Source organism: Homoserinimonas sp. A447 (assembly GCF_054489325.1).
In genome coordinates this window covers 41,304-62,173 of record NZ_JBTMWW010000001.1, presented here as the reverse complement: position 1 = coordinate 62,173, position 20,870 = coordinate 41,304, and the positions used below count along the sequence as shown (strand labels likewise).

General features: G+C 66.7%; 22 protein-coding genes and 1 riboswitch. Of the genes, 14 read left to right on the top strand and 8 right to left on the bottom strand.

The features are described 5' to 3' along the window. The first annotated feature begins 112 nt into the window (after positions 1–112). The 11 genes from ACX3O0_RS00310 to ribH all read left to right on the top strand — a co-directional run bounded on the left by ACX3O0_RS00310 (position 113) and on the right by ribH (position 9,576). Entirely contained in the window at positions 113–904 is a 792-nt protein-coding gene (locus ACX3O0_RS00310; protein ID WP_459106370.1) for a DeoR/GlpR family DNA-binding transcription regulator, read from the top strand. A gap of 30 nt (positions 905–934) precedes the next feature. Next, a complete protein-coding gene (locus ACX3O0_RS00305) occupies positions 935–1,210 on the top strand; it encodes an HPr family phosphocarrier protein (RefSeq protein WP_459106369.1) in 276 nt (91 codons plus the stop codon). Between the two features lie 197 nt (positions 1,211–1,407). After that, positions 1,408–2,445: a YihY/virulence factor BrkB family protein gene (locus tag ACX3O0_RS00300; RefSeq protein WP_459106368.1), complete on the top strand. Its 1,038-nt coding sequence runs from the start codon at positions 1,408–1,410 to the stop codon at positions 2,443–2,445. Between the two features lie 9 nt (positions 2,446–2,454). Beyond that, the gene (locus tag ACX3O0_RS00295) at positions 2,455–3,315 is read left to right on the top strand and encodes an exodeoxyribonuclease III (protein ID WP_459106367.1); all 861 of its coding nucleotides are present in this window, start codon (positions 2,455–2,457) and stop codon (positions 3,313–3,315) included. Positions 3,316–3,331: 16 nt separating this feature from the next. Then, positions 3,332–4,339 (top strand): tryptophan--tRNA ligase, encoded by a 1,008-nt coding sequence (gene trpS, locus ACX3O0_RS00290; RefSeq protein ID WP_459106366.1) that lies wholly within the window; start codon positions 3,332–3,334, stop codon positions 4,337–4,339. Positions 4,340–4,341: 2 nt separating this feature from the next. Continuing rightward, a complete protein-coding gene (locus ACX3O0_RS00285) occupies positions 4,342–4,938 on the top strand; it encodes a GNAT family N-acetyltransferase (RefSeq protein ID WP_459106365.1) in 597 nt (198 codons plus the stop codon). Further along, complete coding sequence (locus tag ACX3O0_RS00280; RefSeq protein WP_459106364.1) at positions 4,935–5,711, top strand: HAD family hydrolase; 777 nt, start codon at positions 4,935–4,937, stop codon at positions 5,709–5,711. The genes ACX3O0_RS00285 and ACX3O0_RS00280 overlap by 4 nt, the downstream gene beginning before the upstream one ends. A gap of 116 nt (positions 5,712–5,827) precedes the next feature. Next, positions 5,828–5,994, top strand: a riboswitch (FMN riboswitch). 90 nt (positions 5,995–6,084) lie between these two features. Continuing rightward, the gene (gene ribD, locus ACX3O0_RS00275) at positions 6,085–7,203 is read left to right on the top strand and encodes a bifunctional diaminohydroxyphosphoribosylaminopyrimidine deaminase/5-amino-6-(5-phosphoribosylamino)uracil reductase RibD (protein WP_459106363.1); all 1,119 of its coding nucleotides are present in this window, start codon (positions 6,085–6,087) and stop codon (positions 7,201–7,203) included. Further along, the gene (locus tag ACX3O0_RS00270) at positions 7,203–7,826 is read left to right on the top strand and encodes a riboflavin synthase (RefSeq protein WP_459106362.1); all 624 of its coding nucleotides are present in this window, start codon (positions 7,203–7,205) and stop codon (positions 7,824–7,826) included. The genes ribD and ACX3O0_RS00270 overlap by 1 nt, the downstream gene beginning before the upstream one ends. Then, a complete protein-coding gene (ribA, locus tag ACX3O0_RS00265) occupies positions 7,823–9,109 on the top strand; it encodes a GTP cyclohydrolase II (protein ID WP_459089914.1) in 1,287 nt (428 codons plus the stop codon). The genes ACX3O0_RS00270 and ribA overlap by 4 nt, the downstream gene beginning before the upstream one ends. Then, positions 9,106–9,576: a 6,7-dimethyl-8-ribityllumazine synthase gene (ribH, locus tag ACX3O0_RS00260; protein ID WP_459106361.1), complete on the top strand. Its 471-nt coding sequence runs from the start codon at positions 9,106–9,108 to the stop codon at positions 9,574–9,576. The genes ribA and ribH overlap by 4 nt, the downstream gene beginning before the upstream one ends. Positions 9,577–9,728: 152 nt before the next feature. Here the strand turns inward: ribH and ACX3O0_RS00255 are convergent, their stop codons facing one another. Then, the gene (locus ACX3O0_RS00255) at positions 9,729–10,079 is read right to left on the bottom strand and encodes a hypothetical protein (protein WP_459106360.1); all 351 of its coding nucleotides are present in this window, start codon (positions 10,077–10,079) and stop codon (positions 9,729–9,731) included. Between the two features lie 216 nt (positions 10,080–10,295). Between ACX3O0_RS00255 and ACX3O0_RS00250 the strand changes: the two genes are divergently transcribed. Continuing rightward, positions 10,296–11,060: a hypothetical protein gene (locus ACX3O0_RS00250; protein WP_459106359.1), complete on the top strand. Its 765-nt coding sequence runs from the start codon at positions 10,296–10,298 to the stop codon at positions 11,058–11,060. Between the two features lie 3 nt (positions 11,061–11,063). On the opposite strand, the gene ACX3O0_RS00245 is transcribed toward ACX3O0_RS00250, so the two are convergent. From ACX3O0_RS00245 to ACX3O0_RS00235, 3 genes are read right to left on the bottom strand one after another with little or no spacing between them, the layout of a single operon-like run. Then, entirely contained in the window at positions 11,064–11,852 is a 789-nt protein-coding gene (locus ACX3O0_RS00245) for an ABC transporter permease (RefSeq protein ID WP_459108420.1), read from the bottom strand. Positions 11,853–11,887: 35 nt separating this feature from the next. Beyond that, the gene (locus ACX3O0_RS00240; protein WP_459106358.1) at positions 11,888–12,769 is read right to left on the bottom strand and encodes an ABC transporter permease; all 882 of its coding nucleotides are present in this window, start codon (positions 12,767–12,769) and stop codon (positions 11,888–11,890) included. Continuing rightward, positions 12,766–13,692 (bottom strand): ABC transporter ATP-binding protein, encoded by a 927-nt coding sequence (locus ACX3O0_RS00235; RefSeq protein WP_459089904.1) that lies wholly within the window; start codon positions 13,690–13,692, stop codon positions 12,766–12,768. Before ACX3O0_RS00235 ends, ACX3O0_RS00240 begins: the two co-directional genes overlap by 4 nt. 222 nt (positions 13,693–13,914) lie before the next feature. Here ACX3O0_RS00235 and ACX3O0_RS00230 point away from each other — a divergent pair, with 222 nt between their 5' ends. Continuing rightward, entirely contained in the window at positions 13,915–14,130 is a 216-nt protein-coding gene (locus ACX3O0_RS00230; RefSeq protein WP_459089902.1) for a hypothetical protein, read from the top strand. A 35-nt stretch (positions 14,131–14,165) separates the two neighbouring features. Next, entirely contained in the window at positions 14,166–16,124 is a 1,959-nt protein-coding gene (locus ACX3O0_RS00225; RefSeq protein ID WP_459106357.1) for an ABC transporter ATP-binding protein, read from the top strand. A gap of 282 nt (positions 16,125–16,406) precedes the next feature. Here the strand turns inward: ACX3O0_RS00225 and ACX3O0_RS00220 are convergent, their stop codons facing one another. The 4 genes from ACX3O0_RS00220 to ACX3O0_RS00205 form a co-directional block, all read right to left on the bottom strand. After that, entirely contained in the window at positions 16,407–17,201 is a 795-nt protein-coding gene (locus ACX3O0_RS00220) for a TrmH family RNA methyltransferase (RefSeq protein WP_459106356.1), read from the bottom strand. Between the two features lie 30 nt (positions 17,202–17,231). Further along, complete coding sequence (locus ACX3O0_RS00215; protein ID WP_459106355.1) at positions 17,232–18,392, bottom strand: acyl-CoA dehydrogenase family protein; 1,161 nt, start codon at positions 18,390–18,392, stop codon at positions 17,232–17,234. Then, complete coding sequence (locus ACX3O0_RS00210) at positions 18,389–19,288, bottom strand: ATP-grasp domain-containing protein (RefSeq protein ID WP_459106354.1); 900 nt, start codon at positions 19,286–19,288, stop codon at positions 18,389–18,391. Before ACX3O0_RS00210 ends, ACX3O0_RS00215 begins: the two co-directional genes overlap by 4 nt. 117 nt (positions 19,289–19,405) lie before the next feature. Then, complete coding sequence (locus tag ACX3O0_RS00205) at positions 19,406–20,869, bottom strand: NAD-dependent succinate-semialdehyde dehydrogenase (RefSeq protein ID WP_459106353.1); 1,464 nt, start codon at positions 20,867–20,869, stop codon at positions 19,406–19,408. Position 20,870 lies beyond the last annotated feature (1 nt).

Genomic DNA, 20,870 nt, shown 5'->3' with positions numbered 1-20,870 from the left:
GACAAACAAACAAATTCGGAGATAAAACTAATCAAGCAGACATTTGTTTATGATGGTTTGACCGTGGTCCGCCACAATCAGAGCTAGCAACCACCCCGACAGCGGAGTCAGAATGTACGCACCCGAGCGGCACCAGGCCATCCTCGAACAGGCACGAAGCAACGGGAGAGTGGATGTTCGCGAGCTGGCTGAACTGCTCGAAGTCACTCCAGAGACCATCCGCCGCGACCTGACCTCACTCGAACGCCGCGGGCTGGTTCGTCGTGCACACGGCGGCGCCATCCCGGTGGAGCGCATCACCATCACGCGGGCGGTGAGCGACCGCAACGAGATCCTGGCCGACGAGAAGATGGCCATCGCCACTGCCGCACTGGAAGAGCTGCCGGACGGCGGCTCCATCATCATCGACGCCGGAACCACCACCATCAAGCTCGCCGAGCTCCTCCCCCTCGACCGCCAGCTCACCGTCGTCACCCACTCCATCGCCGTCGCCATCGCACTCGCCGACCGGGAGAACATCGAACTGCACGTGCTCGGCGGCACCGTGCGGTCGTCGTCTCGGGCGGCCGTCGGCACCTGGACGCACCAGATGGTGAGCATGGTCAGCGTCGACGTGGCGTTCCTCAGCGTCAACGGCATCACACCGGAGCGCGGGCTGACCACGCACAACATCGCCGAAGCCGCAGTCAAGTCGGCCATGATCAAGGCGGCCAGGCGCAGCATCGTGCTGGCCGACCACAGCAAGTTCGGGCGCGAAGAGTTCGGACGCATCGCCCCGCTGGCCGCCATCGACACGATCATCACGGATGCTGCGGTCAACCGAGACCTCATCACCGAGGTCGAGGCGGCGGGGCCGGACGTCGTACTGGCCGGGCAACCGTCGGCAGCGAAGGTCGCCCCGTAGCATGGTCACAACTCCAGGGAGGCAACACAAATGACCGAAGTTCAGCGCAGCGTCACCTTCGGCTCGGCCGTCGGGCTGCACGCCCGGCCGGCCGCCACGATCGCCAAAGCGGCAGCCGACAGCGGCCATGCCGTCACCCTGGAGGCGGCGACCGGCAAGAGGGCGAACGCCGCGAGCGTGCTCATGCTGCTCGCGATGGGCGTGAACGCCGGCGATGAGCTCACCCTCACGGTGTCCGGCGATGACGCGGAAGCGCAGGCCGACGAACTGGCCGAACTGATCGCATCCGAACTCGACGCCGACTGAACTCGCTCTCAGGCCGCTCGCTCCCACCGCACTGAGAAACCCGTTCCTACCTCCGTCAACAGGATGAAATGGCCGACATCCCATGGAAACGGATGTCTGGAGGGCGCGTTCCCGAATCCATCCTGTTGACGGATGGCGGCGGATGCGTGAAGCGCCAGGTCAGACACGGCCCGGCGCAGCCTGATTAGTCTCGAAGGATGAAGCAGAAGCTGCAGAAGCTCATCGCCTGGGCGCAAGGGTTCCGGCCGGTGCGGGTCTTCCTGCACTACACCGAGAGCCGCGGGCCGCTGCTCGCCGGCGGGCTCTCCTTCCAGGCGATCTTCGCCGTGTTCGCCGCACTCTGGGTGGGGTTCTCTGTCGCCGGACTGCTGGTCGACGCGAACCCCGACATCCGTCAGGCGTTCTTTCGGGTGCTGAACGAGTCCGTCCCTGGGCTGATCGACACCGGCAGCGGCGAGGGCATCGTCGACCCGGACGACCTGCAGACCGGGATCGTGCTGAGCTGGACCGGGGCGATCGCGCTCGGAGGCCTGCTGTTCACTGCGCTGGGCTGGCTGGCATCCGCCCGTGACGCCATCCGCACCCTGTTCGGGCTGCCAGGCGAGATGCTGAACTTCCTCCTGCTGAAGCTGAAAGACGTGGGACTCGGCATCGGTTTCGGTGCGGCTTTGTTGATCTCATCGGCATTGCTGGTGTTCAGCACGCAGGCGGTGACCGGAATGCTCGACCTTCTCGGCATCGGTGAGAAGTCGTTGTTCGCAGTTGTCGCCGGCCGGGCCGTCGGCCTCATTCTGATGTTCCTGCTCGACACGGTGGCGCTTGCCGCCCTGTACCGCCTGCTCTCCGGCCTGTCCATCCCGTGGCGCCGCCTCGCTGCCGGGGCGCTATTGGGGGCTGCCGGGCTCGGCGTGCTCAAAGTGCTCGGGTCGGCGCTGCTGGGTGGCGCGTCCCGCAACCCGCTGCTGGCATCCTTCGCCCTCATCATCGGCCTGCTGATCTGGTTCAACCTGATCTGCCAGGTGATCCTGCTGGCGGCATCCTGGATCGCGGTCGGGATGACGGATGCCGGGATCATCCCCGACCCGAAAGTCGCCGAAGAACGGCGCAAGGAAGCACAGGAACGCGCTCAGGAACGAGAGGCCAGGAAGGTGGAAGCCGAAGAGAAACTGAGGCGGTCGCTGCCCTGGTGGCGTCGCGTGATGATGCGGCGGAAGCATGACGGAGGTCGTCGGTAGGCTGGCTGAATGACCACCCCCCTGCGCATCGCCACCATCAACACGAACGGAATCAGAGCCGCCTACCGCAAGGGAATGGGCGCCTGGCTCGACGGCCGCGACGTCGACATCCTGGCGATCCAGGAGGTGCGGGCGTCGACCGAAGACCTGGAAAACCTGCTCGGACCGGAGTGGGACATCCTGCACGACCCGGCAACCGCCAAGGGGCGTGCCGGCGTGGCACTGGCCAGCAGGGCTGGGGCCCACGGGGGCGGGGCCTCCATCCACCGCGTCGACCTGGGAGACCCGGACTTCGACAGCGCCGGGCGCTGGCTGGAGGCCGACTACGAGGTGGGCGACAAGGTGATCACGGTCGTGAGCACCTACGTGCACTCCGGCGTCGCCGACACCCCGAAGCAGGTCGAGAAGTACAAGTTCCTGGATGCGATGACCGCGCGACTGCCGGAGCTCGCGGCACACAGCGACCATGCTGTCGTGCTCGGCGACCTCAACGTCGGACACACCAAGCTCGACATTCGCAACTGGAAGGGCAACGTCAAGCGGGCCGGCTTCCTCCCCGAGGAGCGCGCGTACTTCGACCGGTTCTTCGGCCCCCTGGGCGAAGACGTCGAAGGTGCCGACGGTTCCGTCGGCAAGGGCCTCGGCTGGATCGACATCGGGCGCGCCCAGGCCGGAGAGGTCGACGGGCCGTACACCTGGTGGAGCTGGCGCGGGCAGGCCTTCGACAACGACACCGGATGGCGGATCGACTACCAGATGGCGACACCGGCACTCGCGGCCACCGTCACGGGCTACGCCGTCGACCGGGCCGCCGCCCACGACCAGCGCTGGTCGGACCACACTCCCGTTGTCGTCGATTACCTGTTGTAACTGAAAGAATTGCCGTATGACCTCCAAACCCCGCTTGTTCTCCGGCATGCAGCCGTCCGCCGATTCGCTCCAGATCGGCAACTACATCGGGGCTCTCCTCCAGTGGAAGAGGATGCAGGCCACCAGTGACGCGGTGTTCTGCGTGGTCGACCTGCACGCGATCACGGTCGCGCAGGATCCCGCTGAGCTGCGCCGGCAGACCCGGGGTACCGCCGCCCAGTACATCGCTGCCGGGATCGACCCGTCGGCATCCACCCTGTTCGTGCAGTCGCATGTGCCGGCTCACGCCCAACTGGCGTGGGTGCTGAACACGCTGACCGGCTTCGGCGAGGCCAGCCGCATGACCCAGTTCAAGGACAAGTCGAGCCGCCACGGGGCGGACGCCACCACGGTCGGCCTGTTCGCCTACCCGACGCTGATGGCAGCCGACATCCTGCTGTATGACACCGACGTTGTGCCGGTCGGCGACGACCAGAAGCAGCACGTCGAGCTGACCCGCGACCTGGCGAACCGGTTCAACTCGCGTTTCGGCGAGACGCTGGTCGTGCCGAAGCCGGTGATCATGGCGGAGACCGCGCGCATCTACGACCTGCAGAGCCCGACGGCGAAGATGAGCAAGTCGGCGTCCTCCGATTCCGGCGTGGTCTGGCTGATGGACGATCCGGCGAAGACGGCGAAAAAGATCAAGTCCGCTGTAACCGATGACGACCGCGAGGTGCGTTTCGACCGCGACCAGAAGCCGGGCGTGTCCAACCTGCTCACCATCCTCTCCGCTTTCACTGAGCGCGAAGTGCCGGCGTTGGAGGACGAGTTCGCCGGTCGCGGCTACGGCGACCTGAAGGGTGCGGTGGCGGATGCCGTCGTCGGCACGTTCGGACCGATCCGGGAACGCACCCGAGAACTGCTTGACGACCCGGCCGAACTCGACCGGATGCTTGCCGTCAACGCCGAACGTGCGAACGAGATCGCGGAGACGACCCTGGCGCGGGTCTACGACCGCGTCGGTTTCCTGCCGAAGGCCTGATCGTGGAACCGTTCACGCTCACCACCGGTCGGCTCCGTCTTGATGAGTTACACGTCGGTGACGCCCAGGCGATCTTCGAGTACTGCCAGGACCCGGAGTTCGAGAAGTACCTGACCATCCCGTGGCCGTACAAGCTGGCTGACGCCCGCTACTTCATCATCGAGCATGTACCGCGCGGCTGGTCCTCCGGCGAGGAACTGACGTGGGCGGTGCGCTCCGGCAGCGGTGACCTGCTCGGCGTCATCGGGCTGCGCACGAAGCTCGGCCGGTTCGACATCGGCTTCTGGCTGGGCTCGTCCCACCGCGGCCACGGGTTCATGCCGGAAGCAGTTCGCGCGGTGCTCGACTGGGCGTTCGATACCGGGTTCGCCCCTGAGGTCAGCTGGGAGTGCGTGGCCGGGAACGCGGCATCCGCCATCGTCGCCCGAAAGCTCGGGTTCACGTTCGCCGGTGTCCGGCCTGCGGTGCTGCCGGCACGCGACGGGTCGCATCCGGAGTCCTGGCACGGGCTGCTGCGCGCCTCCGACGACCGCAGCGTCAAGCCGGGCTGGCCACTCCCCTCGCCGCGCAGCGAAAACGAAGGAGAATCGAACCCGTGACGACTGTTTCCCAGCAGAACGCCGCGCAAGCATCCGCTTCTCCTTCAGTGTCTGTGGTGCTGTTCGACCTCGACGACACCCTGTTCGACCACCAGCGGGCGGTCGCGCTGGGCGTGACCACGAAGCGGCACGCGTGGGGCGGTGTGCTGGCGGCGGCGGATGACGCGGACGAGGTGCGTCGCTGGCATCACCTGGAGGAGGTGCACTACAGCCGCTACCTGCACGGCGAACTCGACCTGCAGCAGCAACGCCGGGTGCGGGTGCAGGAGTTCCTTCGCCACCACGGGATCGAACTGGACGACGGTGCGGCGGATGCCTGGTACGCCGACTACCTCGGTCACTACGACCAGTCGTGGGTGCTGCACGACGACGCCCTCCCCTGCCTCGATGAGTTGGAGTCGATCATCACCGGAGTGCAGTTCGGCATAATCACCAACGCCGAACTGAACTACCAGACACCGAAACTGGACCGGCTGGCGCTCAGCCACCGAATGCGTCACGTGGTCGCATCCGGTGTCGTCGGGGTTCCGAAGCCGGATGCGCGCATCTTCCAGCACGCCTGCGAACTGTTCGGCGTCGAACCACAGAACGCGGCCTACATCGGCGACCGGCTGCAGACGGATGCCCGTGGCGCGGTTGACGCGGGCCTCACCGGTGTCTGGCTCGACCGCGGTGTCGTGGTGCCCGACCCGGGCGAGGTCGCCGAGGCGCAGGCGGCCGGCGTGCTGGTCATCCGCTCGCTCGCCGAGCTGCCGCAGTTGCTGGCTCTTTAGCTGGTCGAGCTCGTCGAGAGACCTCGAGTTACTCTAGGCCGATTTCGACAAGCTCAATCAGCCCGAAGGTCGGGAATAAACCGCTGGGCACCGCGTTGTCATACACTGAAAGAAGAATGTGCTCCGGGGTCGGTGAAAATCCGAACCGGCGGTTATAGTCCGCGACCCGTGGTGCTGAGCGATCAGTGCCCCGGTTGAGCCGGTGGAATTCCGGCACCGACGGTTATGAGATTGCAGTGTCGAACAGGCGCGGGTCTCTCAGTCCGGATGGAAGGAAGCACACAGGTTCGGCGGCGTTTCACGGCGGCGAACCTGGCCACGGCATTGTGGCGCACTCCCGGAGCCCATCTCGAGATCGAGAGAAGGGAACCGGATGACAGCCCCAGGCGACGACACCACCATCGCCACCGCGATGCGTCATGCGTTATCCCTCGCCGGGCACGGCCCAGCGTTCGGCCTGAACCCCCGGGTCGGCTGCGTCATCCTGAGCCCTGACGGGCGGATGCTCGCCGAGGGCTGGCACCGCGGAGTCGGCACCGTCCACGCCGAAGTCGACGCCCTCAGCAAGCTCACCCCGGCGCAGGCCCGCGGCGCGACAGCAGTCGTCACGCTGGAACCCTGCAACCACACCGGGCACACCGGCCCGTGCAGCCAGGCGCTCATCGACGCCGGCATTGCCCGCGTCTTCTATGGCGCAACGGATCCAGGTCCACTTTCCGGCGGGGGCGCCGACCGCCTGCGCCAGGCCGGCGCCGAGGTCACCGGCGGAGTGCTGCTCGAGGAGGTCGAAGAGTTCCTCCACCGCTGGCTGACCGCAACCCGGCTCCGGCGCCCATTCGTCACCCTCAAGTGGGCGGCCAGCCTCGATGGGCGCGCAGCAGCATCCGACGGTTCCAGCCAGTGGATCACCGGCACCGCCGCCCGCCAGCGCGTTCACGAACAACGCGCGGCAGCGGATGCGATCATCGTCGGCAGCGGCACCGTTCTGGCCGACGACCCGTCGCTGACCGCCCGCGGGGATGCCGGAGAGCTTCTCGAGCACCAGCCGATCCCCGTCGTGATCGGCCTGACGCCGGTGCCCAGCGGAGCAAAGCTGCACCTCCACCCGCAGCCCCTCATCCAGGCGCACAGCCGTGACCTCGACGAGGTTCTGTGCTCGCTGTTCGACCGCGGCATCCGTCACGCCTTCGTGGAGGGCGGTCCGACGCTGGCCAGCGCGTTCATCACGGCGGGACTCGTCGACGAGTACCTGGTGTACCTGGCGCCCGCGCTGATCGGCGGCAACCGCCTCGCAGTCGGCGACATCGGTGTCGGCACCATCGCGGACACCCGCCGTCTCAGCATCCGCGACATCGAGCGGGTCGGCGACGACGTGCTGATCGTTGCCCGGCCAGGTTTCGACCCTTCGATACGGTCGCAAAGCGACCTACTCAGGGGATCTACGCCCGCTTCGCGGACTACTCAACCCGCAGGAATAGAAGGAGCCAACTAGTGTTCACCGGAATCATCGAAGAGGTCGGCGAGGTGCTCGCCTGGCAGCCCACCGAGGACGCCGCCCGCATCACCGTTCGCGGCCCGCTCGCGGTGTCCGACGCGAAGCACGGCGACTCCATCTCGGTCAGCGGCGTCTGCCTCACGGTGGTCGAGCAGGGCGACGACTGGTTCACGGCGGATGTCATGGCCCAGACGATCGCCATGAGCACGCTGAAGGCGCCCACTGCAGGCACCCGCGTCAACCTGGAGCGCGCCGCGCAGGTCGGCGACCGCCTCGGGGGACACATCGTGCAGGGCCACATCGACGGAACCAGCGAGCTTCTCAGCGTGACGGATGGCGACGCCTGGCGCGTGCTGCGGTTCTCGCTCGCCGCCGAGCTGGCACCGCTGGTCGCCAGCAAGGGATCGATCGCGATCGACGGTATCTCCCTCACGGTCAGCGCGGTCGGCGACGACTGGTTCGAGGTCTCGCTGATCCCCGAAACCCTCACCGCCACCACCCTCGGCGCCCGCCAGGTAGGCGAACTGGTCAACATCGAGACCGACATCGTCGCCCGCCACGTCGAGCGGATGCTGCACTTCCCAAACACACGCACCACCACTGAAAGGAGCGAGCAATGAGCCTCGCTGACATCCCCACCGCGCTCGAGGAACTGCGCGCAGGCAAGCCCATCATCGTCGTCGACGATGAGGGCCGCGAGAATGAGGGCGACGTCGTCATCTCAGCCCAGTTGGCCAGCCAGGAGTGGCTGGCCTGGATGGTGCGCAACTCATCCGGCTTCATCTGCGCGCCGATGACCAACGCCATCGCCGACCGGCTCGAACTGCCGGTCATGGTCCTGAACAACGAAGACCCGCGCGGCACCAACTACACGATCTCGGTGGACGCCGCCGACCGCATCAGCACCGGCATCAGTGCCGCCGATCGCGCCCACACGCTGCGGGTGCTGGCCGACGTCGACTCGACGCCGTCCTCGCTAAACCGCCCCGGGCACATCATGCCGCTGCGCGCGGTCGACGGTGGAGTGCGGGCGCGCGACGGCCACACCGAGGCGACGGTCGACCTGCTGAAGCTGGCCGGCCTGGTGCCGGTTGGCGCCATCTCGGAGATCGTCGAGGACGCCGGTGAGATGATGCGCCTGCCCGAACTGATCAAGCTCGGCGAGCGCGACGGCGTCGCCGTGATCACCATCGCGTCACTCATCGAGTACCTGCAGACCGTGCACTGCGACACCGACGTGCCGCAGGTGGTCGCCATCCCGGAAACCTCCCGGGTGATCTTCGAGGTGGAGACCACGGTTCCCACCACGCACGGCAAACTGCGGATGCGTGCCTACCGCGACCGGCTGACCGGCGCCGACCACGTCGCCATCATCTCCGGCACGCCGGGTGCAGGGGCGCTGGTGCGGGTCCACTCCGAGTGCCTCACCGGGGAGGTGTTCGGCTCGCTGAAATGCGAGTGCGGGCCCCAGCTGGATGCGGCACTGGAGATGATCCAGGAAGAGGGCGGCGTCGTCATCTACATGCGCGGGCACGAGGGCCGCGGCATCGGCCTGGTCAACAAGCTGCGCGCGTACCGGCTTCAGGAGGACGGCTTCGACACCCTGGACGCCAACATCGCGCTCGGTTTCCCGGCTGACGGTCGCGAGTACGGTGCCGCGGTGGCCATCCTCGAAGACCTCGGCCTGGCATCCGTTCGCGTGATCACCAACAACCCCGACAAGGTGCAGCAGCTCACCGACCGCGGCGTCACCGTACTCGAGCAGGTGCCGATTCTGGTCGGCGTCGGCTCGTTCAACGAGGCCTACCTTGAGACCAAGCGCGACCGGATGGGGCACATGCTCCCGGATGCCGAACTCCTGATGCAGGCGGAGCGCCAGACCCAGAAGGAGCAGGCACTGTGAGCGGTGAAGGTTCGCCCGAGTTCCAGGTTGACGGCACGGGGTTGAACGTGACCATCGTCGCCGGCCACTGGCACGAGGCCATCACCGACGGCCTCATCGCGGGGGCTCGGCGAGTGCTGGAGGCATCCGGTGCCTCGATCACCGAGGTGCGGGTGCCTGGCAGTTTCGAGTTGCCGCTGGTCTGCAAGGCGGCGCTGGAGAACGGGGCGGATGCCGTGGTCGCCCTCGGCGTCATCATCCGCGGCGGCACCCCACACTTCGACTTCGTGTCGAATGCCGCGACGGATGGCCTCACCCGGGTCGCACTGGACACCGGCAAGCCGGTCGGGTTCGGTGTGCTCACCCTCGACGACGAGCAGCAGGGCATCGACCGTGCCGGGCTGCCCGGGTCGAAGGAGGACAAGGGTGCCGAGGCGGCATCCGCTGCCCTGGCGACCGCGGTGCTGCTGAAGTCGCTGCGCGCCTGACGCGTCCGGCGTCACACTGTGCTCCAACGGCACTGTGCTCCACGACACTGTGCTCCAACCGCGAGCCCGTTTGTTGATCACGACCCGCCTCAGGGCGCAAGGTGGTCAACAAACGGGCTCGTGGTCGGTCGGGGACGACCCTAGCTTGGGAGTTACTTCTTCAGGGCGCGGATGACGATTGACAGCGCCTTGCCGGTGGCCGCCACGAGCGGGATCGACACGGCCAGCAACGGGATCAGGTTCGGCACGAAGCGCGGTCCAAGCGTCGACCCGACGTAGACGCCGAGCGGAATGCTGGCGCCCCCTCCCCCGCCGCCGCTGCCCGCCGGGGCGGAAGCGTTCTCGCCCTCCCCGGCTTCCGAACTGCCTCCGCCAAAGCCGAACCAGACCACGGATACGGGCAGTGTTTCACCCTGCTCCAGCCTGACCTTCTCTCCGAAGTTGACCTTCGCGCCCAACGACGACGTGACGCGATCTGCGATGTTCTCGATGATGTTTGCCATGACTCGACCCTAGGCGCGCGAGCTTAGAGCACACCGAGCCTTCCACACCACGAGGGCAACGGTGACGCTGTTTGTCGACGATGACCCGGTTAGGAACGGGCGCATCGTCGACAAACAGCGTCAGCGTTGGCTGCCGCCCCGCGGTTGCATCACCCCGATGAGGGCGTAGCGTGGGACGTGAGGATCCTGCCAACGACACGTCTGAGGGGAAGACTGATGAAACGAGCAGCCGTCCTGATGATCGCCGCCGTGGCCGCGCTGACGGCCGGATGCTCATCGACATTACCGACCGACCCGTCGCCAGGGGTCAGCGTCACCGAGGCGCCCTCCCCCACCGCGCCGCCAGCCGACGACATCGTACTGTCGATCGACGCCGTCGCCACCGCCCCCAACGGCGCCGAACTCGCCATCACGCTGGACGTGCACCGATCACTCGAGGCCTCCAGTCCGACCGCGGCCGAGCTGCGAACCGCGTTGACGGATGCCTGCGGCCCGGACTTCGTGACCGACGACAAGCTGGACGCAGACTCGTGGGGTCTCGTTCGCATCGACGTGACTGCCGAGGCAACCGGCAACACGGCTTGGCCCGCCGAGTTGCCCACCTCGCTGGTCACCGCGCCGAGGGGTGAGCTGGGCGCGGCCGCGATTGCGGCATCCGCTGGTCCGTTCGTGACGCCAGAAGACCCGGCCGGAGAACTGGGGCCGTGCCTGGTGGACCAGCATCTGGTCGGCGAGGGCGACGGTTTCCTGGTGCTCGGCATCCGCTACGACTTCGAATCGGAGGATGCACAGGGACTGTTCTGGAACGGGTACCGCTATGGCGTCTCGAGCATGATCTTCGGGGAGACGACCGACGTGACGTTCAGTAACTGCGTCATCCAGAAGACCCCGCTCGGCGAGGAAATGGCCGCACCCGAGATCGGCTACGACGAGCAGTCGGATGCGACGGAGTGCTCAGCCGGAATCCCGCCAGCACAGTAAAACTCAGTCGAGGAACAGCGCCTTCAGCCGACGAGTGGTCAACGTCAGCCCGACCAGCACCATCACAGCGTAGTAGAGCACATGCCAGAGCATCCCCCAGGCGAGCACACCGGTGGTCAGCCCGCGAATCAGCTCGACACCGTGCCAGAGGGGCATCGCCTGCACCACCCACTGCAGCCACTCCGGGTAGACGCTGAGCGGGTAGAACGTTGCCGAGAACAGGAACATCGGCAGCATGACGAAGGTGATCCAGTCCATCTGCTGGAACGTCTTCATGTAGCTGGTGATCCCCATGCCGAAACTGGCGAACCCGAATGCGATCAGCAGCACGGCCGGAAGCGCCAGGATGGCCGTCCACGCCAGGTTCAGTCCGAGAAGTTGCATGACGACCAGGAATCCGGATGCGTAGAGCACTCCGCGGGCGAGCGCCAGCATGATCTCCCCCAGGGCCACATCGAACGGACCGAGCGAGGTCGCCAGCATGCCCTCATACAGTTTCGCGAAGTTCATCTTGAAGAAGACATTCCAGGTGGAGTCGTAGATGGCCCCGTTCATCGCCGCTACCGCCAGAAGAGCGGGAGCGATATATGCCGCATAAGGGATGTCTTGCCCGGACGGCGACTGTACGGCGCCGACCAGCGAACCCAGCCCGATACCCATGGCCAGCAGGTAGAAGATCGGCTCGAAGAACCCGGACAGCATCACCAGCCAGTTGCTCTGCGCGGTGGCCGTCCAGCCGCGGTGCATGACCGAGCGGGCGTTGCCGGCGTAGAGCGACGGGAGCAGCAGCATCCGCTTCGGCAGGATTCTGGGCTGTTCGGTGACGGTCACTTGTTCAGCCTCCTCGCGGTGATGCGGCGGGCGGCAACCCAGCCCCAGACGAACAGTGCGGTCAGGTAACCGATGTGGATCACGGTCAGCCAAATCGGCTCCGCCATGCCGTAGGCGAAGAAACGGGACAGCTCAGCGCCGTGCCACAGCGGAGAGATCCAGCCGATCCAGTGCAGGTAGACGGGCAGCGCCTCGAGCGGGAAGAAGGTGCCGGAGAACAGGGTCATCGGCAGCACGACGAAGCGCATGAGCATGGCGAACTGGCCCTTGTCCTCCACGATCGTGGTGGCGTAGGCCATGATCAGCGCGCCGGCACCGAGACCGGTGAGCGTCGCCGTCAGGATGGTGACAACGCCCAGCGTGCTCGGCACCGCGCCGAACAGCAGCATGAACGCGTAGAAGATGACCATCGTCACCACCATGCGCACCGTCACCGAGATGACGATGCCGTCGATGATCTGGCGGGGTGCGATCGGGGCGGCATTCATGCCGAAGAACACCGGGTTCCACTTGAAGCCGAGCATCACCGGGTAGGTGAACTCCTCGGTGGCGACCGTCACGGCGGCGCTCGCCAGCAGGGCGGGGGCGACAAACGTGAGGTAGCTGACCTCGCCCGTGCCGAGCCCCGGGTCGACCAGGGTGGCGAGGCCAACGCCGAGCGCGTAGAGGTAGAGCAGCGGGTTGCCGATACTCGTGGCGACGATCGTCTGCGTGTACGCACGCATGTTGCGGAAGCGGTGCTCGGCGACGTACCAGGCGCCGAAGCGGCGGGGTTTGGTGCCGGGCGCCGCCTCGACGAGCTCGGCTGGTCTCGACGAGCTCGACCCGCTTAAGCTGCTCGATCCGGTTGGCTTGCTCGATCCGCTTGCGGCGCTCATTCGATCAGGGTCCGTCCGGTGAGGCGCAGGAAGACGTCTTCCAGGCTGGACCGACGCACCAGCGAGGTGATCGGGTGCAGCCCCAGTTCGGTGATGCGTGCCAACTCCGCCTCGCCGTTCGCGCTGTAGATCAGGATGCGATCGGGCAGCACCTCGAGGCGGTCGCCGATGCCTGCCAATTGCTCGGCTGCCCCGGCGTTGCGGTCGGACCCGAAGCGCACCTCGAGAACCTCGCGCGAGGAGTGCTCCCTAATGAGTGATGCCGGTGTTCCCTCGGCCATGATTCGGCCCTTGTCGACCACGATCAGGCGGTCGCAGAGTTGCTCGGCCTCATCCATGTAGTGGGTGGTCAGCACGAGGGTGGTGCCCTGCTCCTTCAGCCGGAACAGGCGGTCCCAGAGGATGTGCCTGGCCTGTGGATCGAGCCCGGTCGTCGGCTCGTCCAGCAGCAGGATGCGTGGTTCGTTGATGAGCGCGCGGGCGATCGTCAGCCGGCGCTTCATACCGCCGGAGAGGTCTTCGACCCGGGCTTTCGCCTTGTCGCTGAGCTGGGCGAATTCGAGCAGCTCGTCCGCCTTCGCGCGGAGGAAGCTGTGCGGCAGGCCGAAGTAGCGGCCGTAGACGATGAGGTTCTCCCGCACTCGCAACTCGGTGTCCAGATTGTCCTGCTGCGGTACAACCCCGAGCTGGGAGCGGATCTCCGGCCCGAACTCGTTCGGGTCCAGCCCGAGAATGCTGAGCTCCCCGGCCGTGCGGGTGGACACCGCCCCGACCATCCGCATTGTTGTCGATTTTCCGGCGCCGTTCGGGCCGAGAAGGCCGAAGGATTCACCGGGTGCAACCTCGAACGAGATCCCGTCGACGGCGGCGAAGTCTTTGTACTTCTTGACGAGGTTGCTGGCGGTGATCACTGGTTCTGGCACAAGTGACAAGCGTAGACCCGGCTACTGACACTGCGCATCCGCGGCGCTGGCTAGACTTTGGGCATGGTCAAGCACAACGGAGCTCGCGGAGCGGTCACATTTGTCGGATGGGTCATGGTCGCCGCCTCGGTCGCACTGTTCGTCGGCTTCATCTACACGGTCTTCTTCAAGTAGCGTCAACCAAAGTTGACGGCGTCGGATGCGTCAACTAGCGTTGACAGCATGGACTCCACGATCATCCGCACCCTCGCTGGCGAGGCCGGGTCGGACGACCCGATCAAGGCGCTGACCGCCATCCGGAAACTGCGTCGAGAACTCGACCAGCTGGAAACGCTCGCGGTTCGCAGGGCACGCAACGCGAACGCATCCTGGAAATTCATCGCCATGGCGCTCGACGTCAGCAAGCAGGCAGTGCACAAGAAGTACGGCCGGCACTGACAGTGCCCGAAACCACAAGGCCCACGAAGGACAAGATGAGCACCGAAACCCGCAAACCCCGCCGCGGCACTAAGGCAGACGAAGGCCCGCGCGCGAGGTTCAGCCAACTCCTCCCCTACTTGCTGGAGCACAAGAAGGTGCTGTTCTGGGTGATCGTGCTCAGCGTTCTCGGCGCCGCAGCGTCCCTCGCCCAGCCGCTGCTGGTCAGCCAGGTCATCGCGCGGGTGGAAAAGGGGCAGTTGCTCGGCGACCTGTTGTGGGTGCTCATCGGACTGGTCGTCGCGGCCGGCCTGCTCAGCGGCTTCCAGCATTACCTGCTGCAGCGCACCGGCACCAGCGTCGTGCTCTCGGCCCGCCGCCGCCTGGTGGCGCGGATGCTCCGCCTGCCGATCTCCGAATTCGACACCCGGCGCACCGGCGACCTGGTCTCCCGGGTCGGGTCGGACACCACCCTGCTCTACGCCGTCATGACCCAGGGCCTCGTCGACGCCGTCGGCGGTGTGCTGCTCTTCGTCGGCTCACTCATCGCCATGCTCATCATCGACCCGGTGCTGCTCGGACTCACCCTGCTCGTGATCGCGCTATCGGTGGTCGTCGTGGTGAGTCTATCCGGCAAGATCCGGGTGGCCAGCCAACGCCAGCAGAAGAAGGTCGGCGACCTGGCTGCGGCGGTGGAGCGGGCGGTGAGCGCCATCCGCACGGTGCGCGCCGCCGGGGCGACCGAGCGGGAGACGGCCACGATCGACGAGGAGGCGCGCGGCGCCTGGAGCATGGGCATCCGGGTCGCGAAAATCTCGGCGCTCGTCGTGCCGGTCGCCGGGATCTCCATGCAGGTGTCGTTCCTCACCGTGCTCGGCGTGGGCGGCTTCCGCGTCGCCAGCGGGGCGATCGACATCGCCTCCCTGGTCGCGTTCATCCTGTTCCTGTTCATGATGATCATGCCGCTCGGCCAGGCCTTCGGCGCCATCACCTCGGTGAATCAGGCGCTCGGGGCGCTCGGCCGCATCCAGGAGATCATCGACATCCCGAGCGAGGACGAAGCGGATGCTGCGGTCACCCCTTCGCCGTCCGTTGAGACAACCGACGCGATCACCTTCGAGAACGTGGAGTTCCGGTACCCGGAGAGCGCCCACAAGACCGAGGCCGAGAAGGTGCTGGCGGAGCTCGAAGAATCCGGCGAGCTGACGCCGATCCCCACTGCACGGACGTCCGATTCTGGCGAATCGTCCGTAACCGGCAGCGTGGGCCCAGGATCGGTCGCCGTTGTCGACTCGGTCCCTGATCCGGTCGCTGCGCTGGACGACGTGCGCGACCGCACTGTCCTCCGCGGTGTCTCGTTCTCCGTCCCTCGCGGCCAGCGGGTGGCCCTGGTCGGGCCATCCGGCGCCGGCAAGTCGACCATCCTGGCCCTGATCGAACGGTTCTACGACCCGACGGCGGGCGTTGTGCGCCTGGCCGGTGTGGACATCCGCGGTCTCGATCGCACCGAACTGCGCTCCCAAATCGGCTACGTGGAGCAGGATGCGCCGGTGCTGGCCGGCACCATCCGCGACAACCTCACGCTCGGCAGCCCGGACGCCACCGACGAGCAGTGCGTCGACGTGCTGCGCTCGGTCAACCTCATATCGGTGCTGGAGCGTGACGAGCGCGGCCTGCTCGCCGAGGTCGGTGAAGACGGTGTCATGCTGTCCGGCGGCGAGCGCCAGCGGCTGGCCATCGCCCGCACGCTGCTCACCGCCCCGCCCATCCTGCTGCTGGACGAGTCGACCTCGTCGCTCGACGGGCTGAATGAGCAACTGTTGCGCGAGGCGATCGACGCCGTCGCGCAGGACCGCACGCTGATCGTGATCGCGCACCGGCTGTCGACCGTGGTCGACTCCGACCAGATCATCGTGCTCGAGCACGGACGCGTCGTCGGCGTGGGCACGCACTCGGAGCTGGTCGTATCCACCCCGCTCTACAAGAAGCTCGCGAAGCACCAGCTGCTCGTCTAAAGCTGCAGGGCGGGCCCGGGCCAGAACTCGCACCCTCGCCGCTCGCCAGCCTCAACGATGACGGGCCTTGTCGACGATGAGCCTGTTCGAAACAGCGTCATTGTTGACAAGGGCCGTCATCGTCGGAAGGAGGCAGGGCCCGCCGCCATAGTCACGACGATGACGCTGCTCGTCTAACACCCGCCGTGGTGCTCTGCCTGTAATACCGCAACCGTGAGTTGGTTTGTTGACCACGCCGCGCCCCGAAGGACGCGCCGGTCAACAAACCGGCTCGTGGTTGGGCTATCGGGCGAGGGCGAACATCGCCACGGCGGCCGCGGCGGCGACGTTGAGGCTGTCGATACCGTGTCGCATCGGGATCTGCACGATGGTGTCCGCGCTGGCGATTGCGTCGGAAGTCAAGCCTTCGCCCTCGGTGCCGAGCACCAGGGCAACCCGCTCGGGGGCATCCGCCGCGAACGTGCGCAGGTTCACCGCGTCGTCCGTCAGTGCGAGCGCGGCAATGTGGAACCCGGATGCTGTCAGCAGCTCCCGAGCGGATGCCCAGTCCCCGACCCGCGTCCACGGCACCTGCAGCACCGTGCCCATGCTGACCCGGATCGCCCGCCGATAGAACGGGTCCGAGCAGCGCGGCGTGACGAGAACCGCATCCGCGCCGATGGCAGCAACCGAACGGAAGATGGCGCCGACATTGGTCGGGTCGACCACATTCTCCAGGATGACGACGCGCCGGGCATTCGCCAGCAGTTGCTCGGGGCTCGCCAGCGGCGGGCGATCCATGGCGGCGATCAGTCCCCGGTGCAGGATGTAGCCGGTCAGCTCGGCGAGCAGTTCTCCCGGCCCGGAGAACACGGGCACGTCATCGCCGACCAGCGCGACAGCCTCAGCGACCGTGCCGCCCAGGGCGAGCACCGCCCGCGGCCGGTGGCCCGCCCGGAGCGCCCGCTCCAGCACCAGCGCGGACTCGGCGATGTACACACCGTGCACGCCGCGACCATTCTTGAGGAGCACGTCGGTCGCGTGCGCGAAATCGGTCAGCCGCGGATCGCTCAGGTCGCTGATCAGGGTGACGGGCATCCGTCAATTCTGCACCGTCAGCCGATGTCGTCAGGCGAAGGCTGCGATTCCGGTCAGGGCACGGCCCAGCACCAGGGCGTGCACCTCATCCGTCCCCTCGTAGGTTCGCACCGACTCGAGGTTGGCCAGGTGCCGCATCACCGGGAACTCGGAGGTCACTCCGTCGCCGCCCAGGATGCCGCGGGCGGCGCTGGCAATGGCTATCGCCTCGCGCACATTGTTCAGCTTGCCCACGCTCACCTGCTCGGGGGTGAGCGCTCCCCGCTCCTTCAACCGCCCGATGTGGAGCGCCAGCAGGATGCCCTTCTCGTATTCGACGAACATGTCGGCTAGCTTGCCCTGAATGAGTTGCTTCGAGCCGATGGGCTTGCCGAAGACGTTGCGGCTCGTCGACCGCTCCAGGGCCGCGTCCAGACACGATCGCGCCGCCCCCATCACGCCCCAGATGATGCCATAGCGGGCCTCGGTGAGACACCCGAGTGGGGCGGACAGGCCGATGGCGTCGGGCAGCCGCTCCGACTCCGACACCCGCACGTCGTCGAACGTCACGTCGCACTGGATCGAGGCACGCATCGACAGCTTGTTGGTGATCTCGGTCGCGGTGCAGCCGGCACGATCAGTGGGGACCAGGAAACCGCGGATGCCGTCTTCCGTCCTCGCCCAGACCACCGCGACATCCGCGATGCTGGCCAATCCGATCCAGCGCTTGGTGCCGTTGATCACCCACCCGTCGCCGTCACGAACCGCCTGGGTGGTCATGGATGCCGGGTCGCTGCCACCCTGCGGTTCGGTGAGGGCGAAGCATCCGATCAGCTCCCCCGCTGCCATCCGCGGCAGCCACTGCTGCTTCTGCTCCTCTGACCCGAACTTCGAGATCGCCGACATTGCCAGCGAACCCTGCACCGAGACGAACGTTCTCCAGCCGCTGTCGACAGCCTCGAGCTCTGCACACACCAGACCGTAGCTCACGGCACCGGCGCCGGCGCATCCGTAGCCATTGATGTGCATCCCCAGGAGGCCCAGCTCGCCCAGCTCAGCTACCAGTTCGCGACGGAAGTGCTTGTTCTCGAAGTCCTCATCGATGGTCGGCTGGATGCGACGCATCGCGAAATCGCGGGCGCGCTGCTGCCACTCCCTCTCCTCAGCGGACAGCAGTCCTTCCAGGTCGAAAACGCGGTCGACGGTGTTCATCTGTTCTCCTTGGTGGGTGAGTCACGTGCATCCTTCCACGCCTTGACGGTGGCGGCGGCCAGGCGGTCAACCCGACCTGGGGCGTGGTCGAAGTAGAGGATCGGTTCGATCAGTTCCAGTTCCATCACGGCGAGCCGGCCGTCGACGCGCACCAGGTCCAGCCGGGCGTACAGCAGGTCGTACGGCAGGGCGCCGAGGATGGCTTCGGCCTCGGCAAGGTCGCCGGTCGCGGGAGTCTCCAGGCGGATGCTGCCACCGTAGATTCCCTGCGTGCGATAATCATCCGCTGCAGGTTTCTTGAGTAGCGCGTGACTGAACTCACCGGCAATGAAGATGAAGGACCACTCCCCTTCGGTCACCACGGACTCCACCATCGGCTGCACCAGGTAGTCATCGCGGTTCCCGGACAGCCGCTCGAGCGCCGCGCCGACCTCATCCGCCACCAGTCGGAATACGTCGGATGCGCCGGTGCCCACGGTCGGTTTGATGACCACGCTGCTCCAGCCGGCCGGATCATCCAGGAACGTCGACGCCCTAACGGTGGGAACGATGGGAATGCCCCACGCCTCCAGGTCGAAGAGGTACGACTTGTCGCTGTTCCAGCGGACAGCATCCACTGCGTTGAAGAGCAGGCACGACGACGACTCAATGGCCGCCAGCACCGACAAGAACGACCCTCGCTCGTCGATGTAGTCCCAGGTGCTGCGGATCAGCGCGACATCGTACGAGTCCCAGTCAACGCCCGGCGCGCTCCAGACCACCTGCTCTGCCACCACGCCGTGCTCCTGGAGCGCGGCCACGAGCATCCGGTCGTCGGTGAAGAGGGCGTCTACATCCGGGACCTCCCACGTGACGAACCGCGGAAGCCCCTGACAGGTCAACACCGCCACGCGCATCGGCGTCACCTCCACTCTTGCGCTCATTATTCAGGAGGTGGTGTGACTGCCGGTGCCGAGGTGAGAGAACTTGCCCAGCAGGTCGACCGGCGTAGCGCGGGGCGGATGCACGCAGGGCTACTTGAACGGGTCGGGCGTCAGCGTGTACTTGGTGGAGAGGTACTCGTGGATGCCCTCGAGCCCGCCCTCACGGCCGAGGCCGGACTGCTTGACCCCGCCGAACGGTGCGGCGGCGTTGGAGAGCACCCCGACGTTCAACCCCATCATGCCCGTGTCGAGCGAATCGATCAGGCGCTGGCCACGAGCCAGGTCCTCAGTGAAGACGTAGCCGACCAGGCCGTACTCGGTGTCGTTGGCCATCCGCACCGCCTCCGCCTCGTCACTGAACGTCGTGATCGACAGCACCGGCCCGAAGATCTCCTCGCGCAGGATGTCGCTGCCAGCAACAACACCGGTCACCACGGTCGGCTCGAAGAAGGTGCCGTCGCGGTCGATCGCGTTGCCACCGGTGAGAACGGATGCTCCGCGAGACACGGCATCCTGCACGAGAGCGGATGCTTTGGCCACCGCGCGGTCGTCGATCAGCGGCCCGATGGTGACGCCGTCCTCGGTCCCGCGCCCGACCGTGAAACCGTTCACCCGCTCGGTGACCCTGGCGGCGAACTCCTCGGCGACGGACTCGTGAACGATGAACCGGTTGGCGGCCGTGCAGGCCTGCCCGATGTTGCGGAACTTGGCCATCATCGCGCCGTCCACCGCCTTGTCGAGGTCGGCATCGTCGAACACGATGAACGGGGCGTTGCCGCCCAACTCCATCGAGGTGCGCAGCACGCCGTCGGCCGCCTGCTTGAGCAGTGCCACCCCGACCGGGGTCGAGCCGGTGAAGCTCAGCTTGCGCAGGCGCGGGTCGGTGAGCACCGGCTCGGAGACCGCACCAGAGGACGATGTTGTCAGCACGTTGACGACACCGGCGGGCAGCCCGACCTCTTCCAGCAGCTTGACGAAGTGAAGGGTGGTCAGCGGGGTCAGCGCCGCCGGCTTGACGATCACGGTGCACCCGGCCGCGAGCGCCGGCGCGATCTTGCGGGTGGCCATCGCCAGCGGGAAGTTCCACGGGGTGATGAGGTAGCAGGGTCCGACCGGGCGCTGCGACACGATCATCCGCCCGGTGCCCTCCGGGTTGGAGCCGTAGCGTCCGGCGATACGCGGCGCCTCCTCACTGAACCAGCGCAGGAACTCGCTGCCGTAGGTGACCTCGCCCTGCGACTCCGCCAGCGGCTTGCCCATCTCCAGTGTCATCAGCAGCGCGAACTCGTCCTTGCGCTCCCGCATGAGGTCGAAAGCCCGGCGCAGCAGTTCGCCTCGCTCGCGCGCCGGGGTAGCGGCCCAGGCGTCCTGGGCGTTCGCTGCGGCGTCCATGGCCGCGCGCGCGTCGTCCGGCGTGGCATCCGCGATCTGCTTGATCGTCTTGCCGGTGGACGGGTCCTTCACATCGAGCGTCTTGCCCGAGGTCGACGCACGCCACTGCCCGCCGATGAACAGCTGGTCGGGAACGGATGCGAGCAGTTCTGATTCAGTCATG